Below are 19,624 nucleotides of genomic sequence, written 5' to 3'. Positions count from 1 at the left end.
GAAAAGTATGGTGATCACTTAGACGCTTGTTATATTTATAAGCTCTAAGTTGCACTTCAACAATAAACACCTAGACTTATTTAATACGATATTGATGTACAATAAAGCAAAAGGAAGTCTCACAATGGATAGCAACATTTTTAAGTCGTTCCTATTATTGTCTATAGCTGGCTGTAGCACAGCTCCCCAACATGAAATTGGGGCCGACTCTTCAAAATCATTTTCTATAACTCAAATTACTGTTGACAAAAATACAACACAAGCTCAAGCAGACCAGAAAAATCAAGATTTACTAGAAAAAAAACTGTCAGAAGTTTTATCTTTTTGCTTACCAAGATTATCTGGTTATGAGGCTAAGTCCGAAAGACAAGCAAAACAAGCATACTGGCTATCAATGTCAGGCTTAGTCGCTGGGTCGATAGCAGTCCCAGCGCTCACCGCTGCATCGGCCGCATCAAATGCGGCATGGATAGCAGGCCTTGGCGGCTGGGCGGGTGCAACAAACTTTGCTAGCCAAAATCTTAAAGAATCAGGATTGAGCGGATCAGCTGTAGCCTCTACCCGTAACGAAATTGTGAACAAAGTAACAGAGCAAATTGAAATTGCTGCGGATGGCTCTCAAACATTCGAAAACCGTAGAAACGCATTAATGAAAGCGAGGGCCTCTTGCATTATGTACGAGATTGCAGTACCTACAGTGGTGACTGAGTGAGTATCATAAATATAACGCTTATTAGCCAGCTAAAAGCCATATTTCATCCTCTTATAGTGCAGCCTTTTTTATATCACTTCAACTTGTAATCAATAGGTTAATGAAAGTTAACGGATATTAGATTGCAGAATGCCTTATAATTTCTGAAAGGTTGATTTCCAAACTTCTTCGGATAACTTCTGATAGGGAAAAGTATAGATGTGAAGTGGGCAACAACTTTTTGCTCTGAATTGTTTTGGGGCATTTCGATTTTGGCAGATAACTCAGTAAAACTGAGTTAGACAGCTTTTAACTGATATCGCATTATATGATTCTTTTTTTCGTCACAATAGAAAGTGCTTAAGTACTTACCACCACACTTTTCTATAACCTTTCTAGAACCGATGTTATTAATATCACAAGAAATAATAACACTCTCATCAACTAAATTTCTCAAAGTCCAATGTAGCATGGAAGTTGCTATACCTTTACCTCTGGCCTGCGGTAAGGTCTCATATCCTATATGACCAATAACATTGTTGATGTACTCATTGAAACCGTGACGGATTCTAATAGCACCAAGAATTTTTCCTGAATCAACATAAAAATACATTGATATGGGAGGCCAACCTTCTGGCAATCCAACGCCTTCAGCATATCCAATTCGCTTTTTCAAATAAGCATCACTGTCACGGTTTGCACCATCATATAACTCAATTCCATCTTGTACACACTTCTCAACATAATCTCGGAACGCATCAAGATGACAGAGGTTAGCTTTTTCTATTTCCATATAAATCCAAGGGCATAACACTACATTAGGGTATTACTATCACTTACATAGACTATTCGTAAAGCAAAGTGTGTAATTAGAAACTAAATAGCCACCGAGTCAGCATATACTTCGTATCATTCCTAAAATTTGGATACAGTCGGACGCTTACTTGTAGATTACCAATCTCTTCGAAACAAACAATGGGGCAAAACCGTTTTAGCGTTTTCCCAGAAATCACGACACGAAGGTAATCTATCAGGCCGGTTTTTAGGTTTTCGGCGCAGGGCCAGACCAAACGGGTTAAGCCACACTATGCTCCAACCTTCCCCCATTCTCGTACCATCCCCACAACACAAAACAACCACTTAACAACAAATCCGCGTCATTGAGGCACACTAACCATCGCCCTTACCTTGAACCCAATAGGATCCGCCATACTGCAACGTACATTGTGCACTTCATTACTGCGCTACACCTCCCCGCACACCTCTTTGAGTTTCTCTCTTAGCCACTGATGGATTCGGCTTTGTGCGGTTCTTTCGTGCCAAGCCACGATCACATCAAACTTCGGTGGCTTGATGGCGATATTGAGCGGTTTGACCTTGGGATGAGGTAATAAGCGCGAGGGATAAAAGGCAATCATATCTGTGGTGTAAAGCACATCGGGGGCGGCTTTGAAGCTAGGGATCGACATCACGATATTGCGTTGTAACCCTTGCTGCGCGAACCAATCGTCGTGCGAGCCTTTTAAGTTCGCTTTCGATGGCGAAATCACCAATTGTGGTAAAGCAGCAATGTCCGCCAGCGCCAAGGTTTGGTGATGCAGAGGGGAATCGATACTGGCGATACAGATGTGTTGCTCGTCAAATAACCGTTCGGACTGAATGTAATCGGGAATAAACGGCGGAAACGTTAATGCAAGATCCAACTCTCCAGAGGTGAGCAATGGCCCAACATCATCGGATTCAAAATCGGTCACAATGATTTTTAGCAGCGGGGCTTCTTGGCGTACCTTTTTCAAAAACAGCGGCAAAAGTGCGTCAATGGCGTAATCGGTCGCACTGATGGTCAGCACACCTTGATAGCTGCCGGGCGAGAACTCATGCAGCGTTAACAACCCTTCCACATTATCTAAAATAGAACGAATACGCTTACCAAGCTCTAGTGCTAAAGGGGTCGGCACCATGGTATTGCCTTGGCGCAGCAATAAAGGATCAGCAAACAAATCACGCAATTTGCGCAGTTGCTCGCTAATAGCCTGTTGAGTTAAACCCATTTGTTCAGCCACCCGGGATAGGTTTCTTTCTACCAGCAAGGCATCTAACACACGCAGCTGTTTAATATCGAGTCGTTGTATCCCGCTCATGTTATTTACCATTTATAATTGTAGCAATTACCAAAAAGTCTTGTTTCACATTGTACCCAACCTCATCTAATCTGCCCACCTCGCAAGGTAGCAAGGCCATTCTTTTTATCTAGATGATTTAACCAAGGACAGCGGTAAATCATGCTAAGCAGGACATTCTTAAATCTTATGAGTGAAAAAACACTATTCGATGCCATTACGCTTGGTCAAAACACATTAAAAAACCGTATCGTACTTCCGCCCCTCACCCGCTCTCGCAGCTCACAGCCGGGCAACATTCCCAATGCGCTGATGACAGAATATTACCAGCAACGTTCTGGTGCGGGCTTTATGGTGACAGAAGGCACGCAAATTGAGCCTCGCGGCCAAGGCTACGCCTGGACTCCGGGCATTCACTCTCAACAGCAGATTGAAGGCTGGAAATCGGTCACTCAAGCGGTGCATGACAATGATGGCGTGATTTTCTGTCAACTATGGCATGTCGGGCGAGTATCGCATAACAACCTTCAACCTAATAACGACGCGCCTGTGGCACCGTCTGCCATCGCGACCGATTCGGTCAAAGTGTTTATTGAAACAGGTCCTGGCGAAGGTATTTTGACCGACCCGAGTATGCCTCGCGCACTGGAAACCGACGAAGTACAAGAAATTGTCGAACTGTATGCACAAGCGGCACGCAACGCTCTGGAAGCAGGCTTCGATGGAGTGGAATTACACTGTGCGAATGGCTACTTGGTGAACCAATTTATTTCTGAGCACAGTAACCAGCGCAACGACCAATACGGTGGCAGCTTAGAAAATCGTCTGCGCTTTTTGAAGGAAGTGGTTGAAGCCGTTTCTGCCGTGGTCGGCCCGGAAAAACTGGGCGTGCGTTTTGCCCCTCTGTTTGAAAGCACCGATGAAGATCGTGTTTACCTTGGTTTGGTGGAAAGCAATCCGCTGGAAACCTATGTAGAAGCAATCAAAGTGCTAGAAAACGCGGGCATTGCCTATCTCTCTATTGCTGAAGCGGATTGGGATAACGCCCCCGATCTGCCTGATGCGTTCTATCAGGCTGCTCGCGCCACGTTCAGCGGCCGCATCATTTATGCAGGCCGTTATACCGTAGAAAAAGCGCAGCGCATCTTGGATAAAGAGTATGGTGATTTGTTCGCGTTTGGTCGTCCGTTTATCGCCAACCCGGATCTACCAGAACGTATTCGTAACGATTGGCCACTCAACCCTGTCGATCCTACCACTATGTACGGTGGTACTGACGTAGGTTACATCGATTACCCAACTTACACATCGGATAACTATGCTTTGCGCCATACCAACGAAAGTGAGTGTGGCGGTTAAACCGAAACGCTGCATGATGAATACTGCGATGTCAGAAGCCGTATTGAGTACAGGTTTGAGTCAAACGAATAAACACTGAAATCAGGACAGTCCCCAGACTTCAAATTGATTGTCATGTATGACAATCGCTTGTGTGTTGCTAATGGGACAAAGCTCTATTTCCTCTTCATAACTAGAGATGATTTTCTCGACTGACTCTTTGAATGGAAAGTTTGTGTGGTGAGGAACCGGATAAAAATCAATCATGCCTAATGATGAAAACGTGCCAATGTTCGGCGCGGCAGTGAAATCATCCATGTCTTTTACATACTCAATATTGTGTGAAAGCACAATGGAACCGGCAGACTCACCAATATACATCTTCCCTGAACTTACTTGTTCAGATATGATTTTATCCGCGCCTGTTCTTTTCAGCTCTTGAAGCAGATAGAAGGTATTACCACCAGTAACATAGATATAATCATTCTTTTGGAGCGTACTATCTATTGTTTCTTTGGTTGCCGTTGAAATTTCAAGTTCGTCAACAATTAGCCCGCGTTCTTCAAGGGCCTTTTTGCCAGCATCCACATAAAATGTAATATCTTCGACAAGACTCGCCGTGGGTATGAATGTAACAGTTTTACCTGTACATTTTTCCTCGGCGAACTCCACGAATAAATCAGCCACATCCACGAAAGATGAAGTTAAAAACATCTTTTTCATTACGTCTCCTTTCTCCCCGATCACTTCTATAGAAACTTAACGCCCGGCTAATGGGAAAAAACCAATATCATATGCATTCAATTTAACCAGCCGGAACCCCAAAAGCAAACCGAACCAAAAGTGGCACGTGTTTTTGTCCCGTTGAGCCGTTTGTATGGGATTTTCTCGCTACTTGATCATATAAGCCATTCGAATGAGCGAGCTAAAAACTTATTTGCATTTTCTTTGACTATTTCGCCATGAGACATGACCAGAATTTTAGGATCCCACGTTAATAGACGATTGATGTGTGTACGTGCATCTGTTTTGCCAAACATGAAGCTTAAACGCCAATCCAAAGGCATTTTCCCGTTGGGAGCTAGAATACCTGCGCCTTTCGCAATAACCCTTTGCCAATAGTTAAAGTCTTGACCAGGGAAATTTTCGACCAAGTCGGTAACAATGAGTGTGCTAGAGCCTTTATGATAAAACACACATTCTTCCATTAATGGAGAGCCTGAAAACAATTCTTGATCAATGTCTGAACTCCAAGCCCAGCTTTGATGGTTATTCAAAGAGCCATTAAAAGCTAGGTCATTTCGTTTTTTGATAACTTCGTCGGTACCATATATTTCAGCACTGGGGTAAGCAGAAATCCACTCAGGCAAGAAAAGGTGATGAAGATGATTCGGTGCTATCAAATACTTAACCCGACCTAAATATCCGATTTGTTCTATGATTTTTTCTGACAATTTGATCGGACTATGAACCCAAAGATCTCCATTTGATAGTCGGACAACCGTCATCCGTGTAGAAAAAGGGAGTCCCAAGAACTGCACAGAGTTCCCGTCAAATATCCATATTTCGTGCGCTAATTTTTCCATATATCTCCAAGCACATAGCGCCCGCTTAAGTGGTGAGCAACGCTACCACGATACTCAATTATTGCACCGTAAACACAAAAGCCAAATCAAACTAAAATTGCCAAGCGTTACAAATCCGTCTTAAAGTATTTGTTATAACGCTGTTTTCATGACTTAGACTGTTCACCAAGATATTGCGAAAACCTCAAAAGGTAACCATCTGGGTCTTGCACTAAAAACTCGCGCTGCCCAGAAAGGCAATGACCAACGTCATACCATGTATCTTTCTGTTCTTTGAACAATGATATTCCAGCTAACTTGAGACGTTCATAAACAGGCTCGATATTCGATAGTTCAATTTGAAAATTTACACCACGCCCGAACGGCGCTTCTAAGCTTCCTGTCACCCAGCCGCTATCATGAATTTGCTCCAACATGATTTGTACTTGTTCAAGTTCGATGTAAGCAAAATCTGGTTTTGTTCTTTGACTTCTAACCTTGAACCCTAAGATTTCACAGTAAAAATTCAGTGATTTTGAGAAGTCTGATACCGATAACTCTGGCACCATTGGATTCCAATATTCTTCCATACAATCCTTAATATGTGTGATGAACTCTACTGCGTTATAACAGTGCTTTTTCAGCAGACATTGTCTCTATAATATTTTCAGGAACTACAGACGCCATAGCAGTAACATGCTGTTCTATGGGTCTTATACTTCCTTCCACTCACAAATTGCAGAACATGTCTGTATAAACGCAAGTGCTCAACTAGGCTCATAATCTTCAATTAGAGTATTTAGGTCAAGAACTGACATAAGAAAGTGGTCAGGAAGTTGATACTAAATGATTTTGGGCTAAAACCGTTTGAGCGTTTTCCCAGAAATCACGACACGAAGGTAATCTATCAGGCCGGTTTTTAGGTTTTCGGCGTCGGGTACGCCTAAAACCGGCCTTTTCCACATAAAACAACAAAACGCCTTGCTGGTTACTCTTTGGCGTAAGCAAAGCTTGAAGTACAAAGCAACGAAACCGTTATATACCCGCTCTGACACGATACGATTTGAAAATTTGTGGCGCCGGGCCAGACCAAACGGGATAAGCCACACAATGATCTAACCTTCCCCCATTCTCGTACCATCCCCACAACACAAAACAACCACTTAACAACAAATCCGCGTCATTGAGGCACACTAACCACCGCCCTTACCTTGAACCCAATAGGACCCGACATGCTGCAACGTACATTGAATAGTAAACAAATCGCTGAGATGGAAAGCCGCTATCGCGCGCGCCTGGTCAGCAGTTTAAGCGGTTTCAAAAGTGCCAATTTGGTGGGCACTATTGATGCCAAAGGGCAACCAAACCTGGCGATTGTCAGCTCAGTCACTCATCTTGGCTCCAATCCGCCTTTGCTGAGTTTTATCAGCCGTCCGAACTCGGTGCAGCGCCACACCTTAGAAAATATTCTCCAGACCGGCGTATTCAGTCTCAATTCGGTTGAAGCCGCTTTCACAAGCCTCGCCCATCAGACTTCGGCACGCTATCCAAAGCAACAAAGTGAATTCGAAGCGGTTGGCTTAACCGCGCAATTTGAACATGGCTTTGCCGCGCCGTTTGTACAAGAAAGCCGGGTAAAAGTCGCCTTGCGTCTGGTAGAACACCACACCATCAAGGCCAACAATACGGAGATGGTGATTGGTCAAATAGAACAAATCCACCTGCCGGATGAAATCATCAAACCGGACGGCTATCTTGATATTGAATCACTCGATTGGGTGACGATCAGTGGATTGGATAGTTACCACGTAACGCAGAGGCTGTATCGTTTGCAGTACGCCAAACCCGACCAGCCGTTACAGCCGCTGTCGGTGTGCGGTGACAAAGCCACATGGAATAACTAGCCGTGGCGGAAGCTTAATGAGGTTAGATTGCGGCCCGCCTGCAATCAGTCCAGACCATCCATAAAATGCGCATCAAATTCGTGCCGCTGGCTCCAAACCAGCAGCACAAAACAAAAAAGCGTGAGCAGATTTGTTCCGCTCACGCCTTCCATATTCATACCGGTTTAGCGGTGGTGTTGACGGTTGCTGTTACTCAGCATCAACATCGCACGCGGTGCAGCTTTGCAGCGCGATTTCGTGTTCAAACACGATGGTGCTGCTGCCTGCTTCTAGTAGCTCTGCGATTTCATCTGCGACTTCTTTTTCGTCGTCAGCTTCCACCTGATCCGCAAGTTCTTCGTCAAAGTAACCGTAGAAGTTCAGCAGCAAATAATCGCGCGCTTCGTCTTTGGTGCAGGTCACGTTGACCGCGATATCGGCGTCAAGGCCATCTTGCGCGGTAATCTCAGCCACTTGCGCCTGTACATCTGCTTTCATGGCAGCCGTTAACCAGCCAAGATCGGTGCTTACCGTGGTCTTTTTACAGTTAAAACAAGGAAGTTGCTCAAAGTAATATTGAAAGTCAGCCATAGGGAATGTCTTTTGTCAGTGTCGTAAAAGCAGATTATGCGCTTTTTATGCTAAATTGCTATCTTTACTCTAACTTACTGGCTCTGTGCTGCCTTATTAGCTCAACGCATTTTCAACGCAGATAGCTGAAGTCGCCCTCTCCCTGAGTCACGGATTCATGTACAATTGGCCTGCGAAGTTAAGGCCGTGTCGAATGACGGCCCGTGGCATACCATCTCCGAGGAATCGCTTGCAGTTAACCAGCTTTAAATACAAGACGCGTAAAGGCCCCGACTATCGCCACGGCGAGCAGATGTCATTTCTTGATATCAAAGAGACGTTTGGCATCGGCAGTATTCGTGTCGGTAAATGGGTGAACGCGGAAGAAAAGGATCTCGCGGCTAATCTGATTTTTGATTCACTGGCCGATCTGGCCTATATCCTGGCTCTGCCGCCGGAGGCAATTGGCCTGCGCGGTAATCTGAATCTGGCATTCGGCACTGGTGGCCGCCAAGGTGTTCAGGCCCATTATGCTCCCAATCAACGTGAACTGGCATTGGCGAAAAATGCCGGTGCCGGTGCGCTGGCACATGAGTTCTGGCACGCGTTTGATCACTATATTGCAGAGAAGGCGTTTGCCATCGGCGACCGCTCCGGGCCGCAAAGAAGTATCCTGTTCGCCAGTGATTGCTGGTTAAAAAATCTCGACCATTATCCGCATCCGCTGAATCAGCGTTTACTCCGTATTTTCGATGCAACACTTCTGATTAATAACGGCCAGGACATGCACGATTATGTCCTGCGCAGCGTCAAAGCGGATAAAGCGATGGGGTCAAATTACTTTTCTCAGCCAACTGAGATGATGGCGCGCGCTTTTGAGGCGGTGGTAGAGTCATGTTCCGGAATTGAAAATCCGTATTTAGTCTCAGGCACCACGAAACCTGACAGCATCGCGGTTTATCCGGATATTGGGCACAGAGATGTTATTCACGCTGCGCTGCAGGCCTACTTCCACCCGCTCGGTGCAGCATTAAGCCTCTGACAGCAATCTTATCCGCTGCGCCCTAATCCCTACTTCTTCATCATCTTGGCTAAATCCGCAAACGGATTGTACGTGGCACCCTGATGCTCATCATCACCGGGTTTGATTTCGCTGCCGTAACGCTCATGATCCAGATATTTGCTGTGCTCGTGGTCGTGGCAATAAAGGCACAGCAATTCCCAGTTACTGCCGTCTTCCGGGTTGTTGGTGTGGTCGTGATCTTTGTGGTGAACGGTTAATTCACGCAGATTAGAGTAGACAAATTCGCGTGCACAACGACCGCATACCCAAGGATACAGTTTGAGTGCTTTTTCCCGGTAGCCGGCTTCTTTGCGCGCGTAACCGGCACTGGTGCCGTAATAATCTGAGGCCATGTCGTAATCCTTAACAGTGGTGATAAGCTAGATTTTAGCACGAGCCGAGACCGGAAAGAATCGCCACGCGGCCCGGCAGACAAATGCGAAAAAAAGCACAGCCTGAGCTGTGCTATCTTCCGAACTTAACTGAATACCAACGCCTTCAACGCTGACTCATCATCAATATCAGCAAACTCCGGCGGGTTATCCAGGCGGTACTGGAAGGTCAGTTGCGGCGCTTCTGCCTGCATGCTTTCAATCAGGAACTCACTGCTCACCATCGGCGAGTTAACGCAGGCCAGTACTTCGCCATTCGGGTTGAGCAAATCAGGCAGGCGGCGCAGGATTTTGGCGTAATCCTTGGTCAGGGCGAAACTGCCCTTCTGGAACGACGGCGGATCGATAATCACCAGATCGTACGGGCCGTATTTCTTAATCTTGCCCCAGCTTCTGAAAATATCATGACCCAGGAAACTGACCTGATTCAGGTTATGATCATTGAGCTTGTGATTTTCGCGCCCTTTCGACAGCGAGCCCTTGGCCATATCCACGTTTACTACATTATCTGCACCACCGGCAATCGCCGCGACAGAAAAACCGCAGGTGTAGGCAAACAAGTTGAGCACGTTTTTGTGTTTGGCGTGCTCACGCACCCAGTCACGGCCTAAACGCATATCGAGAAACAGGCCGGAATTCTGATTGCGGCCGATATCAAGCTGAAACTTAAGGCCGTTTTCTTCCACCACCGGACGGTCATCGAGTTCCCCCACCAGCACCTGCGATGGCGCGCCATCGGCATAGCGGTGTTGCAATACAATACAACGCCCGCCCTTGTGCGCCCACAGTGGCGAAGCAGCCAGTTCAGTTAGGCCCTTTACCAGTGCATCAAGAAACTCATCTTCAACCGGTTTGAACAGGCTGATGATCAACTGTCCCTGCAGCCAGTCACCGGTCAGTTGCTCTAATCCGGCGAAGCGCTGACCACGGCCATGAAACAGGCGGCGGACTTCATTGGGAACGTCGGCCAGTTGAGCCGTGATTTCTGAAAAAAATTGAGATAAAGCAGTTGTTTGCATATATATAATTACTTTTTCACGCTTGGCCAGCTTAGTGACCAGGGTTCAAGCCAGGCATCAATGCCCTGGCTGACGATAACGCTGTGCCATTTCTCGCCCAGCGCGTTATATTGACGCGGATCGCACACCCAGCTGTAGATTTTCCCCTGATATGGAAAGCGCAGCGCAAAGGCATGCAGGTAACCACGATCGGCACTGCTGCCCGGGTTGTAAATCGGGTCACCGACAATCGCCGAGCCGACCGATTTTAGCGCCACCCGAATCTGGTGGGTTTTACCGGTATGCGGTTTACATAAAAACAAGCGCTCACCCGGCTCTGCAGCGGCGGAAAAAAACTGGGTCACGGCCGGGTTATGCTGGCTCGGCATCAGTTTCCACGCCGAGCGACGTGAGCGTTCCATATCACCGCTCACCAGGCCCTGTTTCTTCTTCGGCTTTTTGCTGCCCAGCGCCAGATAAAATTTTGCGACTGCCCGGTCGGCAAACGCTTTGGACAACTCAGACGCAGCACTGGCATTGCGAGCCAACAGCAAAATACCCGAAGTCATTTTGTCGAGACGATGCACCAGATAAAGCTGGCTGTCGCCGCTCTGTTGACCCACGTCCTGCAGCAACATGGTGTCGCCGTCATCCTTGTGTACAGACACATTGGGATGCTTGTTGATGATCAGAAAATCAGCATGACTATAGAGAATATCGAACATACGGCCTCACTAAAATGGACCGCCATTATACTCAAGTGACGCCAAAGGTCAGCAAACTCTCGCTTACGCGATGTTGGCTGACCGATATTTGTCCATTGCCAGCGATCCAGGCAGTCAGAGCCCTATTCGACGATCCCTCCCTTCACCAGCAGTGCCGGTTCAAGCAAGTGTTCCAGTTCGTCACGGCTTATCTCTGTCAGCTCTTCAGCCACATCAATCACCGGCCTGCCCTGGCGGTAGGCCTGTTTCGCGATCTCGGCCGCTTTGAGATAACCAATCACAGGATTGAGCGCGGTGACCAGAATCGGATTTTTAGCTAGTGCCGCTTCCAGATGGTCTTCCCGCACCGTAAAGCCCACTAGCGCTTTATCCGCCAGCGCGATGGCCGAATTAGCCAGTAATTCAATGCTCTCCAGAATATTGTGCGCAATCACCGGTAGCATCACATTGAGCTGAAAGTTACCCGCCTGCCCCGCCACGGTAATGGTGGTGTCGTTGCCGATGACCTGAGCGCAGGCCATTGCCACCGCCTCCGGGATCACCGGGTTGACTTTGCCCGGCATGATGGAAGAGCCGGGCTGCAACGCCGGCAGCTCAATCTCACCCAGTCCGGCCAGCGGGCCGGAGTTCATCCAGCGAAGGTCATTGGCCATTTTCATTAAAGCGACGGCCGTGGTTTTTAACTGGCCGGACAAAGCCACGGTTGCATCCTGACTGCTGAGATTAAAGAAGAAGTTGTCACTGGGCACAAAATCAATCCGGGTCATACGCGACAGATTTTCCGCAAACGCCTCAGCGAACTGCGGGTCGGCATTAATCCCGGTGCCCACCGCTGTGCCGCCCTGAGCCAGAGCCGTCAACGCAGGCAGGGTCTGCTCAATCGCATGACTGGCGTGTTCTATCTGTGCCTGCCAGCCGCCCAGTTCCTGCTCGAAGGTTATCGGCATCGCATCCATCAGGTGAGTACGCCCGGTTTTGACCACATGCGCCAGTTGCTGCTTCTTATTGGCCAGCACCGAGCTAAGATGGGACAGTGACGGCAACAAATGATGCTCAATCTGAATCGCACAGCTGAGCTGAATCGCGGTCGGGACCACATCATTACTGCTCTGTCCCATATTGACATGGTCATTAGGGCTGACTGTCTTGTTGGTGATTCTGGACGCCAGTGTAGCCAGCACTTCGTTCATGTTCATGTTCGAACTGGTGCCGGAACCGGTCTGGAACACATCAATCGGAAACTGGTCAAGGTAGTGTCCTTCAATGATTTGCTTGGTGGCCTGCTGCACCGCATCCGCTATATCCTGATCAAGTAAATCGAGTTGGGCGTTGGTCATCGCTGCCGCCTGCTTTATCCGCGCCAGCGCCTGAATAAACGCTTTCGGCATCTGATGACGACTGATAGCAAAGTTGTTCACTGCTCGCTGAGTCTGAGCCTGGTATAAGGCGTCTTGGGGTACCTTAATTTCGCCCATACTGTCTTGTTCAATCCGATACGTAGTATCCATTTCAGGCTCCTTATTCTGTTTACTGCTGGCAGGTCAGTGCCAACCTACGCCTTGAGAATAGCAGATACAAAAAAGCCACCGGCTGACGCAGGTGGCTTTTTTATTAAAGAGTTATCTAAGCCGTCGCCGATAACTGAGCTTGGCTCGGCGCGGATCAGGCAAAAAAGACCAGCAGCATCAGTACCGGGCAAACCAGGCGCACGTACAGTGGCCAGATTTTCCAGAACCAGCTGTTTTCAATCTCCGGGCAACCCTGCTTCAGCTCAGTCAGAATCTGGTTACGGTTCCAGATCCAGCCAACAATCAGGGTGATCAATAGGGCAATGATAGGCTGCGAGTACACTGTGGTGAACTGAATCACCAGGCCAAACAGGCTGGAGAAGTTCATCACAATCACCGCAGAAATCACCGTGACCAGACCGCCAATCCACAATACCGCAGTGCGGCGGCTCTGCTTCAGCTCTTCGGTCGCACAGGCAACCGGTACTTCCAGCATGGAAATTGAAGACGTCAGGGCCGCGATGATCATCAGCAGGAAAAAGACCAAGCCAATCAGGGCACCAACGGAACCCATGGTATCAAACATCGCCGGCAGTACAGTAAAGACCAGTGTATCTGAGTTGAGCAGTTCACCCGACTCAGAGAAAATTTCAACCCCGTTGTGTTTGGCAACAAACATCGCTGGCAGAATCATCAGGCCGGCAATAAAGGCAACACCGGTATCAATCAGGGCGACCTGCGCTGCGGTTTTCGGCAGGTTCGTGTCTTTTTTCAGGTAAGAGCCGTACGTCGTCATTACACACACCCCTAGCGACAGTGAGAAGAACGCCTGCCCCATTGCGCTCACAACCAGTTGCGGTGTCAGGTGAGAGAAGTCCGGTACCAGGTACATTTTCAGACCTTCAACCGCACCATCCTGAGTGAAGATGTAGATAGTCAGCAGACCAAACAGAACGAACAACAGTGGCATCAGGCGAGTTGACCATTTTTCAATCCCGTCCGCCACACCGTTGCGTACCACAAACATGGTCAGCGCCATAAACAGCACCATCAGTACCAGATTGCGCTCCGTGCCGAAAGTGGTCAGCCAGTGACCAGCACTCTGCATGCCGATAAAATCCAGGCCACTGCTGAAGAAAGAGCCGACCAGCCAGCCAGCCACGATCGCGTAGAAGCTCAGGATCAGGGAGACGACGATCATCCCGCCGATACCTAGTAAAATGGCACCCAGTTTGCCTTTCGGCCACGCAGCACGAAACGAGCGAATCGGGTTGGACTGGCCATAACGACCAATGGTCAGTTCCGCCACCAGCATCGGGAATGCCAGCAAAAAGACCATCAACAGGTATACGATCAAAAAGACCGCGCCACCATTACTCGCTGCCTGGGTCGGGAAACCCCAAACGTTACCCAGGCCCACGGCCGAGCCCGCGGCGGCCATAATAAAGCCGAACCGCGATGTAAATTGACCTCGAGAACTACTCGCCATTGTTTCTGTACCAATATGTTGTGTTTGTCAGTGCGGTGTCCAAAAGTAGGTGTATAAATTTATTTACACACATTTAAAAATAGAGTGACACCAAGGTTGTGGCAAGTAGAACAGTTTAGGAATAAAATTGGAAGCCCGAACAGTATATTTTTCGGACTCCACCCGCATTTGTCAGACTATCTGATGCGTTTTTAACCTACCCTTCCTTATATAACACTAGAATTACACTCAATTAACAAACTTTTCTGTTATCTTGGTTTCATATTGTTTTTGCTGGTTTTCTTTTCACGCTTATGCTTTCAATTTACTATTCGAACAACTGAATTTGAGTATACTTAGTGCATGGATAAGGTTTATCACTTCTTAACTCTGGCAAGCATCGCGCTGTACTGGTTTCTGGTCGCGGGTGTCTCACTCAGAGTGGTTTTAAAAAGACGCGCCGTCAGTGTCTCTCTTTCCTGGCTGATGGTGATCTACATTCTCCCGATCGTCGGAGTGCTGTGCTATTTCCTGTTCGGTGAACTGAACCTGGGCCGCAAACGTGCTGAGCGCGCCAAAGAGATGTTTAAGCCGTTTGGCAGTTGGTTCCGCTCACTGAATGATTGCCAGGCGCATCGGCCGGACGGCATGGGTGCGCACATCTATAAAATTGACGAGTTATGTAATCACCGTATGGGCATACCGGCCTTGAGTGGTAACACCTTGTCGCTGCAGAATTCACCCAACGAGATTCTTCACTCCATCATTGATGATATCAAGCAAGCGCAGCACAGTATTCGCATGGTGTTTTATATCTGGCATCCAGGCGGGCTGGCCGATTCAGTCGCGTCGGCACTGATTCAGGCGGCCAAACGTGGTGTCGACGTCAAGTTACTGCTCGATTCAGCTGGCAGCCCGCGTTTTTTCCGCAGCCACTGGCTGACCATGATGGAGGATGCCGGTATTCACGTCGTCCAGGCGCTGGAAGTGAGCCCGTGGCGTATTTTTCTGCGCCGTCTCGATCTGCGCCAGCATCGCAAGATCATCGTGATCGATGATGCAGTCGCCTATACCGGCTCAATGAATATGGTCGATCCGGCTTACTTCAAACAAAATTCCGGCGTCGGCCAGTGGATTGATATCATGGTGCGCGTGACCGGCCCTGCGGTTAACGTGCTGTCGGCTATCCACTGCTGGGACTGGGAAGTCGAGACCGGTGAACGTAACCTGCCTCATGTGCCGGAATGCGGAATTGACAGCAGCTCACCGCATCACCCGATTCAGGTCGTGCCGTCCGGCCCCGGCATGCCAGAGCATTTGATTTCCCAGGTGCTGACATTGGCGATTAACCAGGCCAACGAATCTGTGTGTATTACCACGCCCTATTTTGTCCCGAGTGCCGATCTGCTCGCGATGCTGAAGATGACAGCTCAACGTGGCATTAAGGTGGATCTGGTTATCCCGCACAAGAATGACTCTGTGATGGTCAAGTGGGCCTCGCGCGCGTTTTACGGCGAGTTACTTGAGGCCGGTGTGGTTATTCACGAGTTTTCCGGTGGCCTGCTGCACACCAAATCGGTCGTCATTGATCGCCAGTTTTGCCTGGTCGGAACGGTTAACCTCGACATGCGCAGCTTATGGCTCAATTTTGAAGTAACCCTGGCCGTGGATGATGAGGAATTCACCCAACAGCTTTACTGGCAACAGCAGAGTTACATTGAACAATCCACCCAAGTGGATTATGAGGTATGGGAACAGCGCTCACTCGGCCATCGCTTTTTAGAACGTCTTTTCTATCTATTCAACCCGCTGTTATAAGCGACAGGGCCGGGAAAAGACCTCAGCGCCCTGCCCGGGCCGGGATGAGTTTTTTATTGTACTTTGGCTTGCATTGACCTACAGCTCCATGTTTTAAATAGAGCATTCAAATTTCCAGACAAGGATCGTAAATGTCAGAAGGCAACAAGACCAAACTCATCACCGCCGGCCGCAATAAAAAATGGACCCAAGGTGTGGTCAACCCACCCGTACAACGTGCTTCGACAGTCGTATTCGATACGGTAGCTGAAAAAAATCACGCCACGATCAACCGCGCCAATAAAACGCTGTTTTACGGACGTCGCGGGACCACCACCCACTTTGCGTTTCAGGAAGCCATGGTGGAAGTGGAAGGCGGCGCCGGTTGTGCGCTATACCCGTGCGGGACCGCCGCCATCAGTAACACGATTCTTTCGTTCGTAGAATCTGGCGATCATCTGTTGATGGTGGATACCTGTTACGAGCCGACACGTGATTTTTGTGACAAGATCCTGAAGAAATTCGGCGTAGAAACCACCTACTACGAACCAACGATTGGTGAAGGCATCCGTGACCTGATTCAACCAAACACCAAGATTCTGTTTACCGAATCACCAGGTTCGATCACCATGGAAGTGCAGGACGTCCCGACTCTGGCTCGTATCGCCCACGAGCAGGATATCATTGTCATGCTCGACAACACCTGGGGTGCCGGCGTTAACTTCTCGCCATTTGAGCACGGCGTCGACATTTCGATTCAGGCGGCAACCAAGTATATCGTCGGTCACTCAGATGTGATGCTGGGCACTGCGGTTGCCAGTGAAAAATACTGGGATCAACTGCGCGAGCAGAGCTATCTGATGGGTCAGTGTGTCTCGCCGGATGACGCTTACTTAGGCCTGCGTGGCATTCGTACTTTGGATGTGCGTCTGCGTCAGCACGCGGAAAGCAGCCTGAAAGTAGCGAAATGGTTGGAGCAGCGTCCGGAAGTGGACCACGTCCGTCACCCGGCACTGGAAAGCTGCCCGGGGCATGAATTCTTCAAACGCGACTTTACCGGCGGTAACGGCCTGTTTTCGTTTGTGCTGAAAACCAGTAACCCGCGTGCAACGACTGCCCTGCTGGACAGTATGCAGCACTTCAGCATGGGTTATTCCTGGGGCGGTTTCGAAAGCCTGATCCTGGCCAATGAGCCAAAGAGCTTTAACAGCCTGCGTACGGTGGCAAATCCTAACTTCAGCGGCACGCTGATTCGTATTCATATCGGTCTGGAAGACGTCGACGACTTGATTGCCGATCTGGAGCAAGGCCTGGCTCGTTACAACGCGGTTATTCTGGAGCAGGAAGCCACTGCCTGAACAGAGTTAAACCTGATGGCTTGAGCGTTGGTACGTGATAAGTGCCAGAGACAGACAGCAAAGCCCTGCGACCGCAGGGCTTTTTGCTAGCACAAACAATGAGTCATTTAAACGCCATTCAGGCAACTACTTGCACGGACATCCTTGCAGGTGATCATTAACCATGCCCATTGCCTGCATAAACGAGTAACAGATCGTTTCACCGACGAATTTAAAACCGCGCTTTTTCAGAAAGTGACTCATGGCGCGCGACTGATCGGTGGAAACCGGCACGTCATCCATCGTAGTCCAGTGATTCATCAGCGGCTGATGGTCAACAAATTGCCACAACGCTTTATCCAGCGAACCAAATTCTTGCTGCAAAGCTAATGCAGCGCGCGCGTTGGAAAACACCGATGCAATTTTGCCACGATGTTTTACCACATCAAACTGGCTGATGATCGGCTCGACCCGAGCTTCATCGTACTGCGCCAGCCGCTTAATATCGTAATCTTCAAATGCCTGCCGGTAGCCTTCGCGTTTGCGCAGGATGGTGATCCAGCTGAGTCCGGCCTGCGCCCCTTCCAGGGTAAGAAATTCAAACAGCGTCTTATCATCATGCACCGGTTTGCCCCATTCAGCATCATGATATTCTCGCTCAAGCGGATGTTTCATCGCCCAGGCACAGGTGGTGTCGCTTTGAAGGATATGTTCAGCTAAGGTCATGCTTCCTGCCTTGTTCATTGGCTAAATGTAAGTGGCTTATAAATTCCGGAATTCGCGGTTCACTTTAAAGGCATCAGAAGTGACGTAGGCTTCCAACCTGCGTACCCGCAATTCTGCGTCACTGAGATCATCTTGCAGTGTCTGCAGCAGCTCCTGCGCTGTTTTGCCCTGCTCCCAGGGTGAGCTTTTCAGTGTATGTGACTGTTGGCTGCGCAAAGTATCCCGGTACTGCTGCGGCTGTTTCTCCAGCATCAGAGTCAGCGCGATATAGGCAATCAGCACTAATGCAAACGCGCCCAGCAAGGATACCGTGATCACTAAAATCCTGACCACCCAGACTTCAAGGCCAAAATAGTCAGCCAGGCCGGCACACACACCGGATATCTTACCGTTGACCGGATCACGATACAGTTCACGACCTGTCATACTGACCTCTCCAGTTTGGCGATTCGGCATCCAGAATTCGCTCCAGTGTATTGATGCGATCTTGCAGCCCTTTTGCCTTATCGGACAACCCCTGCAGTGCTTCATAATCTTCCTGCGACAAACCGTTGGCCGCTTTACGCTTGCTGCGGTAATGCAGCAGCAGCCACAACGGTGCCACAAAAATCAAAAAGACGACCAGCGGTCCTGCTAAAAAAAATGTGGCCATAGTTCGCTCCTGATTAATCCACTGAGATTATTGGTGTTTATTCATATCTTGTTTGAGCTTTGCCAGCTCTTGTTCAATTTCATCCTGAGCCTGCAGCTCGGCAAATTCCTGATCAAGCGACTTTCCTGACTGAGCATAAAGGTCCGCTTCGGCTTCCAGTTCATCGACTTTACGCGAGTACTGTGCGAATTTAGCCATCGCCTCATCGGTGCGGCTGGTATGCAGATGACGCTGCACGTCACGGCGGTTGCCGGCGGCCTGGCTGCGAATCGCTAACGCCTGCTGTTTAGCCCGGGTTTCGGTGATCTTACTTTCCAGCTTGGTGATTTCACCGGTCAGCTTATCAATCGTCTCTTCCACCAGCGTCTGCTCAGTATGCAATCCTTTCAATACATTGTGCAATTTCTGTTTCTCAATCAGTGCGCCACGTGCCAGATCCTCACGCTGTTTATTGAGTGCCAGGGTTGCTTTTGCTTGCCAGTCTTCAATCTGCTGCTCCAGCGCCTCGACTTTGCGCGCCAGCTCTTTTTTATCTGCTATGGCTTTGGCCGAGTTGGTGCGGACCTCAACCAGAGTATCTTCCATTTCCTGAATAATGAGACGAATCATTTTTTCCGGATCTTCAGCTTTATCTAATAGTGCGCTGATATTGGAATTCACAATGTCTGCGAAACGCGAAAAGATGCCCATAATGTCACTCCTTATGATGAACTCTGCATGTGGTGCCGGTCATGACCTCATGACCGCCTCAATCTCAGAGTTCCAAAAAGCGTGCCAATAATCAGACCTTT

Annotated in this window: 21 protein-coding genes; 6 read left to right on the top strand and 15 right to left on the bottom strand. The window is 48.7% G+C overall.

Going from position 1 to position 19,624, the window contains the following annotated elements; translation table 11 throughout:
• Positions 1 to 124: 124 nt before the first annotated feature.
• Complete coding sequence (locus E6C74_RS09775; RefSeq protein ID WP_136484551.1) at positions 125 to 712, top strand: hypothetical protein; 588 nt, start codon at positions 125 to 127, stop codon at positions 710 to 712.
• Between the two features lie 277 nt (positions 713 to 989).
• On the opposite strand, the gene E6C74_RS09770 is transcribed toward E6C74_RS09775, so the two are convergent.
• Together E6C74_RS09770 and E6C74_RS09765 are read right to left on the bottom strand one after the other, a co-directional pair.
• Positions 990 to 1,484 carry a GNAT family N-acetyltransferase gene (locus E6C74_RS09770; protein WP_136484549.1) on the bottom strand — a complete coding sequence of 165 codons (495 nt, stop codon included), beginning with the start codon at positions 1,482 to 1,484 and terminating at the stop codon, positions 990 to 992.
• 451 nt (positions 1,485 to 1,935) lie between these two features.
• A complete protein-coding gene (locus tag E6C74_RS09765; protein ID WP_136484547.1) occupies positions 1,936 to 2,832 on the bottom strand; it encodes a LysR family transcriptional regulator in 897 nt (298 codons plus the stop codon).
• Between the two features lie 168 nt (positions 2,833 to 3,000).
• Here E6C74_RS09765 and E6C74_RS09760 point away from each other — a divergent pair, with 168 nt between their 5' ends.
• On the top strand, positions 3,001 to 4,170 hold the full coding sequence (locus E6C74_RS09760; RefSeq protein ID WP_206208401.1) for an alkene reductase: 1,170 nt from the start codon (positions 3,001 to 3,003) through the stop codon (positions 4,168 to 4,170).
• Between the two features lie 81 nt (positions 4,171 to 4,251).
• Here the strand turns inward: E6C74_RS09760 and E6C74_RS09755 are convergent, their stop codons facing one another.
• The 3 genes from E6C74_RS09755 to E6C74_RS09745 all read right to left on the bottom strand — a co-directional run bounded on the left by E6C74_RS09755 (position 4,252) and on the right by E6C74_RS09745 (position 6,304).
• Positions 4,252 to 4,872 (bottom strand): Type 1 glutamine amidotransferase-like domain-containing protein, encoded by a 621-nt coding sequence (locus E6C74_RS09755; RefSeq protein ID WP_136484543.1) that lies wholly within the window; start codon positions 4,870 to 4,872, stop codon positions 4,252 to 4,254.
• A 176-nt stretch (positions 4,873 to 5,048) separates the two neighbouring features.
• On the bottom strand, positions 5,049 to 5,735 hold the full coding sequence (locus E6C74_RS09750; protein ID WP_136484541.1) for a DUF4336 domain-containing protein: 687 nt from the start codon (positions 5,733 to 5,735) through the stop codon (positions 5,049 to 5,051).
• A gap of 146 nt (positions 5,736 to 5,881) precedes the next feature.
• On the bottom strand, positions 5,882 to 6,304 hold the full coding sequence (locus E6C74_RS09745) for a VOC family protein (RefSeq protein ID WP_136484539.1): 423 nt from the start codon (positions 6,302 to 6,304) through the stop codon (positions 5,882 to 5,884).
• Positions 6,305 to 6,946: 642 nt separating this feature from the next.
• On the opposite strand from E6C74_RS09745, the gene E6C74_RS09740 reads away from it, so the two are divergent.
• Complete coding sequence (locus E6C74_RS09740; RefSeq protein WP_136484537.1) at positions 6,947 to 7,618, top strand: flavin reductase family protein; 672 nt, start codon at positions 6,947 to 6,949, stop codon at positions 7,616 to 7,618.
• Positions 7,619 to 7,807: 189 nt separating this feature from the next.
• On the opposite strand, the gene E6C74_RS09735 is transcribed toward E6C74_RS09740, so the two are convergent.
• The gene (locus E6C74_RS09735; RefSeq protein ID WP_136484535.1) at positions 7,808 to 8,188 is read right to left on the bottom strand and encodes a hypothetical protein; all 381 of its coding nucleotides are present in this window, start codon (positions 8,186 to 8,188) and stop codon (positions 7,808 to 7,810) included.
• Positions 8,189 to 8,417: 229 nt separating this feature from the next.
• On the opposite strand from E6C74_RS09735, the gene E6C74_RS09730 reads away from it, so the two are divergent.
• Entirely contained in the window at positions 8,418 to 9,209 is a 792-nt protein-coding gene (locus E6C74_RS09730) for a CLCA_X family protein (protein ID WP_136484531.1), read from the top strand.
• Positions 9,210 to 9,238: 29 nt separating this feature from the next.
• On the opposite strand, the gene E6C74_RS09725 is transcribed toward E6C74_RS09730, so the two are convergent.
• The 5 genes from E6C74_RS09725 to E6C74_RS09705 form a co-directional block, all read right to left on the bottom strand.
• Positions 9,239 to 9,583 (bottom strand): YajD family HNH nuclease, encoded by a 345-nt coding sequence (locus E6C74_RS09725; RefSeq protein WP_136484529.1) that lies wholly within the window; start codon positions 9,581 to 9,583, stop codon positions 9,239 to 9,241.
• A gap of 125 nt (positions 9,584 to 9,708) precedes the next feature.
• Complete coding sequence (locus tag E6C74_RS09720) at positions 9,709 to 10,641, bottom strand: class I SAM-dependent methyltransferase (protein ID WP_136484527.1); 933 nt, start codon at positions 10,639 to 10,641, stop codon at positions 9,709 to 9,711.
• A gap of 8 nt (positions 10,642 to 10,649) precedes the next feature.
• Entirely contained in the window at positions 10,650 to 11,345 is a 696-nt protein-coding gene (locus E6C74_RS09715; RefSeq protein ID WP_136484525.1) for a TIGR01621 family pseudouridine synthase, read from the bottom strand.
• A gap of 122 nt (positions 11,346 to 11,467) precedes the next feature.
• Positions 11,468 to 12,853, bottom strand: a complete 1,386-nt coding sequence (locus tag E6C74_RS09710) for a class II fumarate hydratase (RefSeq protein WP_136484522.1) — start codon at positions 12,851 to 12,853, stop codon at positions 11,468 to 11,470.
• A 154-nt stretch (positions 12,854 to 13,007) separates the two neighbouring features.
• The gene (locus E6C74_RS09705; RefSeq protein ID WP_136484520.1) at positions 13,008 to 14,342 is read right to left on the bottom strand and encodes a sodium-dependent transporter; all 1,335 of its coding nucleotides are present in this window, start codon (positions 14,340 to 14,342) and stop codon (positions 13,008 to 13,010) included.
• A 342-nt stretch (positions 14,343 to 14,684) separates the two neighbouring features.
• Here E6C74_RS09705 and cls point away from each other — a divergent pair, with 342 nt between their 5' ends.
• A complete protein-coding gene (cls, locus tag E6C74_RS09700; protein ID WP_136484518.1) occupies positions 14,685 to 16,139 on the top strand; it encodes a cardiolipin synthase in 1,455 nt (484 codons plus the stop codon).
• Positions 16,140 to 16,270: 131 nt separating this feature from the next.
• Complete coding sequence (locus tag E6C74_RS09695) at positions 16,271 to 17,476, top strand: cystathionine beta-lyase (protein WP_136484515.1); 1,206 nt, start codon at positions 16,271 to 16,273, stop codon at positions 17,474 to 17,476.
• A 126-nt stretch (positions 17,477 to 17,602) separates the two neighbouring features.
• Here the strand turns inward: E6C74_RS09695 and E6C74_RS09690 are convergent, their stop codons facing one another.
• The 4 genes from E6C74_RS09690 to pspA are packed head-to-tail and all read right to left on the bottom strand — an operon-like array spanning position 17,603 to position 19,523.
• A complete protein-coding gene (locus E6C74_RS09690) occupies positions 17,603 to 18,181 on the bottom strand; it encodes a DNA-3-methyladenine glycosylase I (RefSeq protein WP_206208400.1) in 579 nt (192 codons plus the stop codon).
• Between the two features lie 36 nt (positions 18,182 to 18,217).
• Positions 18,218 to 18,607, bottom strand: coding sequence for an envelope stress response membrane protein PspC (pspC, locus tag E6C74_RS09685; protein WP_136484513.1), 390 nt, complete (start codon positions 18,605 to 18,607; stop codon positions 18,218 to 18,220).
• The gene (gene pspB / locus E6C74_RS09680) at positions 18,594 to 18,833 is read right to left on the bottom strand and encodes an envelope stress response membrane protein PspB (RefSeq protein ID WP_136484510.1); all 240 of its coding nucleotides are present in this window, start codon (positions 18,831 to 18,833) and stop codon (positions 18,594 to 18,596) included. The genes pspC and pspB overlap by 14 nt, the downstream gene beginning before the upstream one ends.
• A gap of 27 nt (positions 18,834 to 18,860) precedes the next feature.
• The gene (gene pspA, locus E6C74_RS09675) at positions 18,861 to 19,523 is read right to left on the bottom strand and encodes a phage shock protein PspA (protein WP_136484509.1); all 663 of its coding nucleotides are present in this window, start codon (positions 19,521 to 19,523) and stop codon (positions 18,861 to 18,863) included.
• Positions 19,524 to 19,624 lie beyond the last annotated feature (101 nt).

This window comes from Vibrio sp. H11, assembly GCF_004804295.1.
In the GTDB taxonomy this organism is placed as follows: Bacteria; Pseudomonadota; Gammaproteobacteria; order Enterobacterales; family Vibrionaceae; genus Vibrio; species Vibrio ostreae.
Note: the sequence above shows the minus strand (reverse complement) of the source record. Positions and strands in the feature narration are given on the sequence as shown.

Coding starts and splice junctions, on each gene's coding strand:
- E6C74_RS09775 (WP_136484551.1), top strand. CDS start 125: ATGGATAGCAACATTTTTAAGTCGTTCCTATTATTGTCTATAGCTGGC.
- E6C74_RS09770 (WP_136484549.1), bottom strand. CDS start 1,484: ATGGAAATAGAAAAAGCTAACCTCTGTCATCTTGATGCGTTCCGAGAT.
- E6C74_RS09765 (WP_136484547.1), bottom strand. CDS start 2,832: ATGAGCGGGATACAACGACTCGATATTAAACAGCTGCGTGTGTTAGAT.
- E6C74_RS09760 (WP_206208401.1), top strand. CDS start 3,001: ATGAGTGAAAAAACACTATTCGATGCCATTACGCTTGGTCAAAACACA.
- E6C74_RS09755 (WP_136484543.1), bottom strand. CDS start 4,872: ATGAAAAAGATGTTTTTAACTTCATCTTTCGTGGATGTGGCTGATTTA.
- E6C74_RS09750 (WP_136484541.1), bottom strand. CDS start 5,735: ATGGAAAAATTAGCGCACGAAATATGGATATTTGACGGGAACTCTGTG.
- E6C74_RS09745 (WP_136484539.1), bottom strand. CDS start 6,304: ATGGAAGAATATTGGAATCCAATGGTGCCAGAGTTATCGGTATCAGAC.
- E6C74_RS09740 (WP_136484537.1), top strand. CDS start 6,947: ATGCTGCAACGTACATTGAATAGTAAACAAATCGCTGAGATGGAAAGC.
- E6C74_RS09735 (WP_136484535.1), bottom strand. CDS start 8,188: ATGGCTGACTTTCAATATTACTTTGAGCAACTTCCTTGTTTTAACTGT.
- E6C74_RS09725 (WP_136484529.1), bottom strand. CDS start 9,583: ATGGCCTCAGATTATTACGGCACCAGTGCCGGTTACGCGCGCAAAGAA.
- E6C74_RS09720 (WP_136484527.1), bottom strand. CDS start 10,641: ATGCAAACAACTGCTTTATCTCAATTTTTTTCAGAAATCACGGCTCAA.
- E6C74_RS09715 (WP_136484525.1), bottom strand. CDS start 11,345: ATGTTCGATATTCTCTATAGTCATGCTGATTTTCTGATCATCAACAAG.
- E6C74_RS09710 (WP_136484522.1), bottom strand. CDS start 12,853: ATGGATACTACGTATCGGATTGAACAAGACAGTATGGGCGAAATTAAG.
- E6C74_RS09705 (WP_136484520.1), bottom strand. CDS start 14,342: ATGGCGAGTAGTTCTCGAGGTCAATTTACATCGCGGTTCGGCTTTATT.
- cls (WP_136484518.1), top strand. CDS start 14,685: ATGGATAAGGTTTATCACTTCTTAACTCTGGCAAGCATCGCGCTGTAC.
- E6C74_RS09695 (WP_136484515.1), top strand. CDS start 16,271: ATGTCAGAAGGCAACAAGACCAAACTCATCACCGCCGGCCGCAATAAA.
- E6C74_RS09690 (WP_206208400.1), bottom strand. CDS start 18,181: ATGACCTTAGCTGAACATATCCTTCAAAGCGACACCACCTGTGCCTGG.
- pspC (WP_136484513.1), bottom strand. CDS start 18,607: ATGACAGGTCGTGAACTGTATCGTGATCCGGTCAACGGTAAGATATCC.
- pspB (WP_136484510.1), bottom strand. CDS start 18,833: ATGGCCACATTTTTTTTAGCAGGACCGCTGGTCGTCTTTTTGATTTTT.
- pspA (WP_136484509.1), bottom strand. CDS start 19,523: ATGGGCATCTTTTCGCGTTTCGCAGACATTGTGAATTCCAATATCAGC.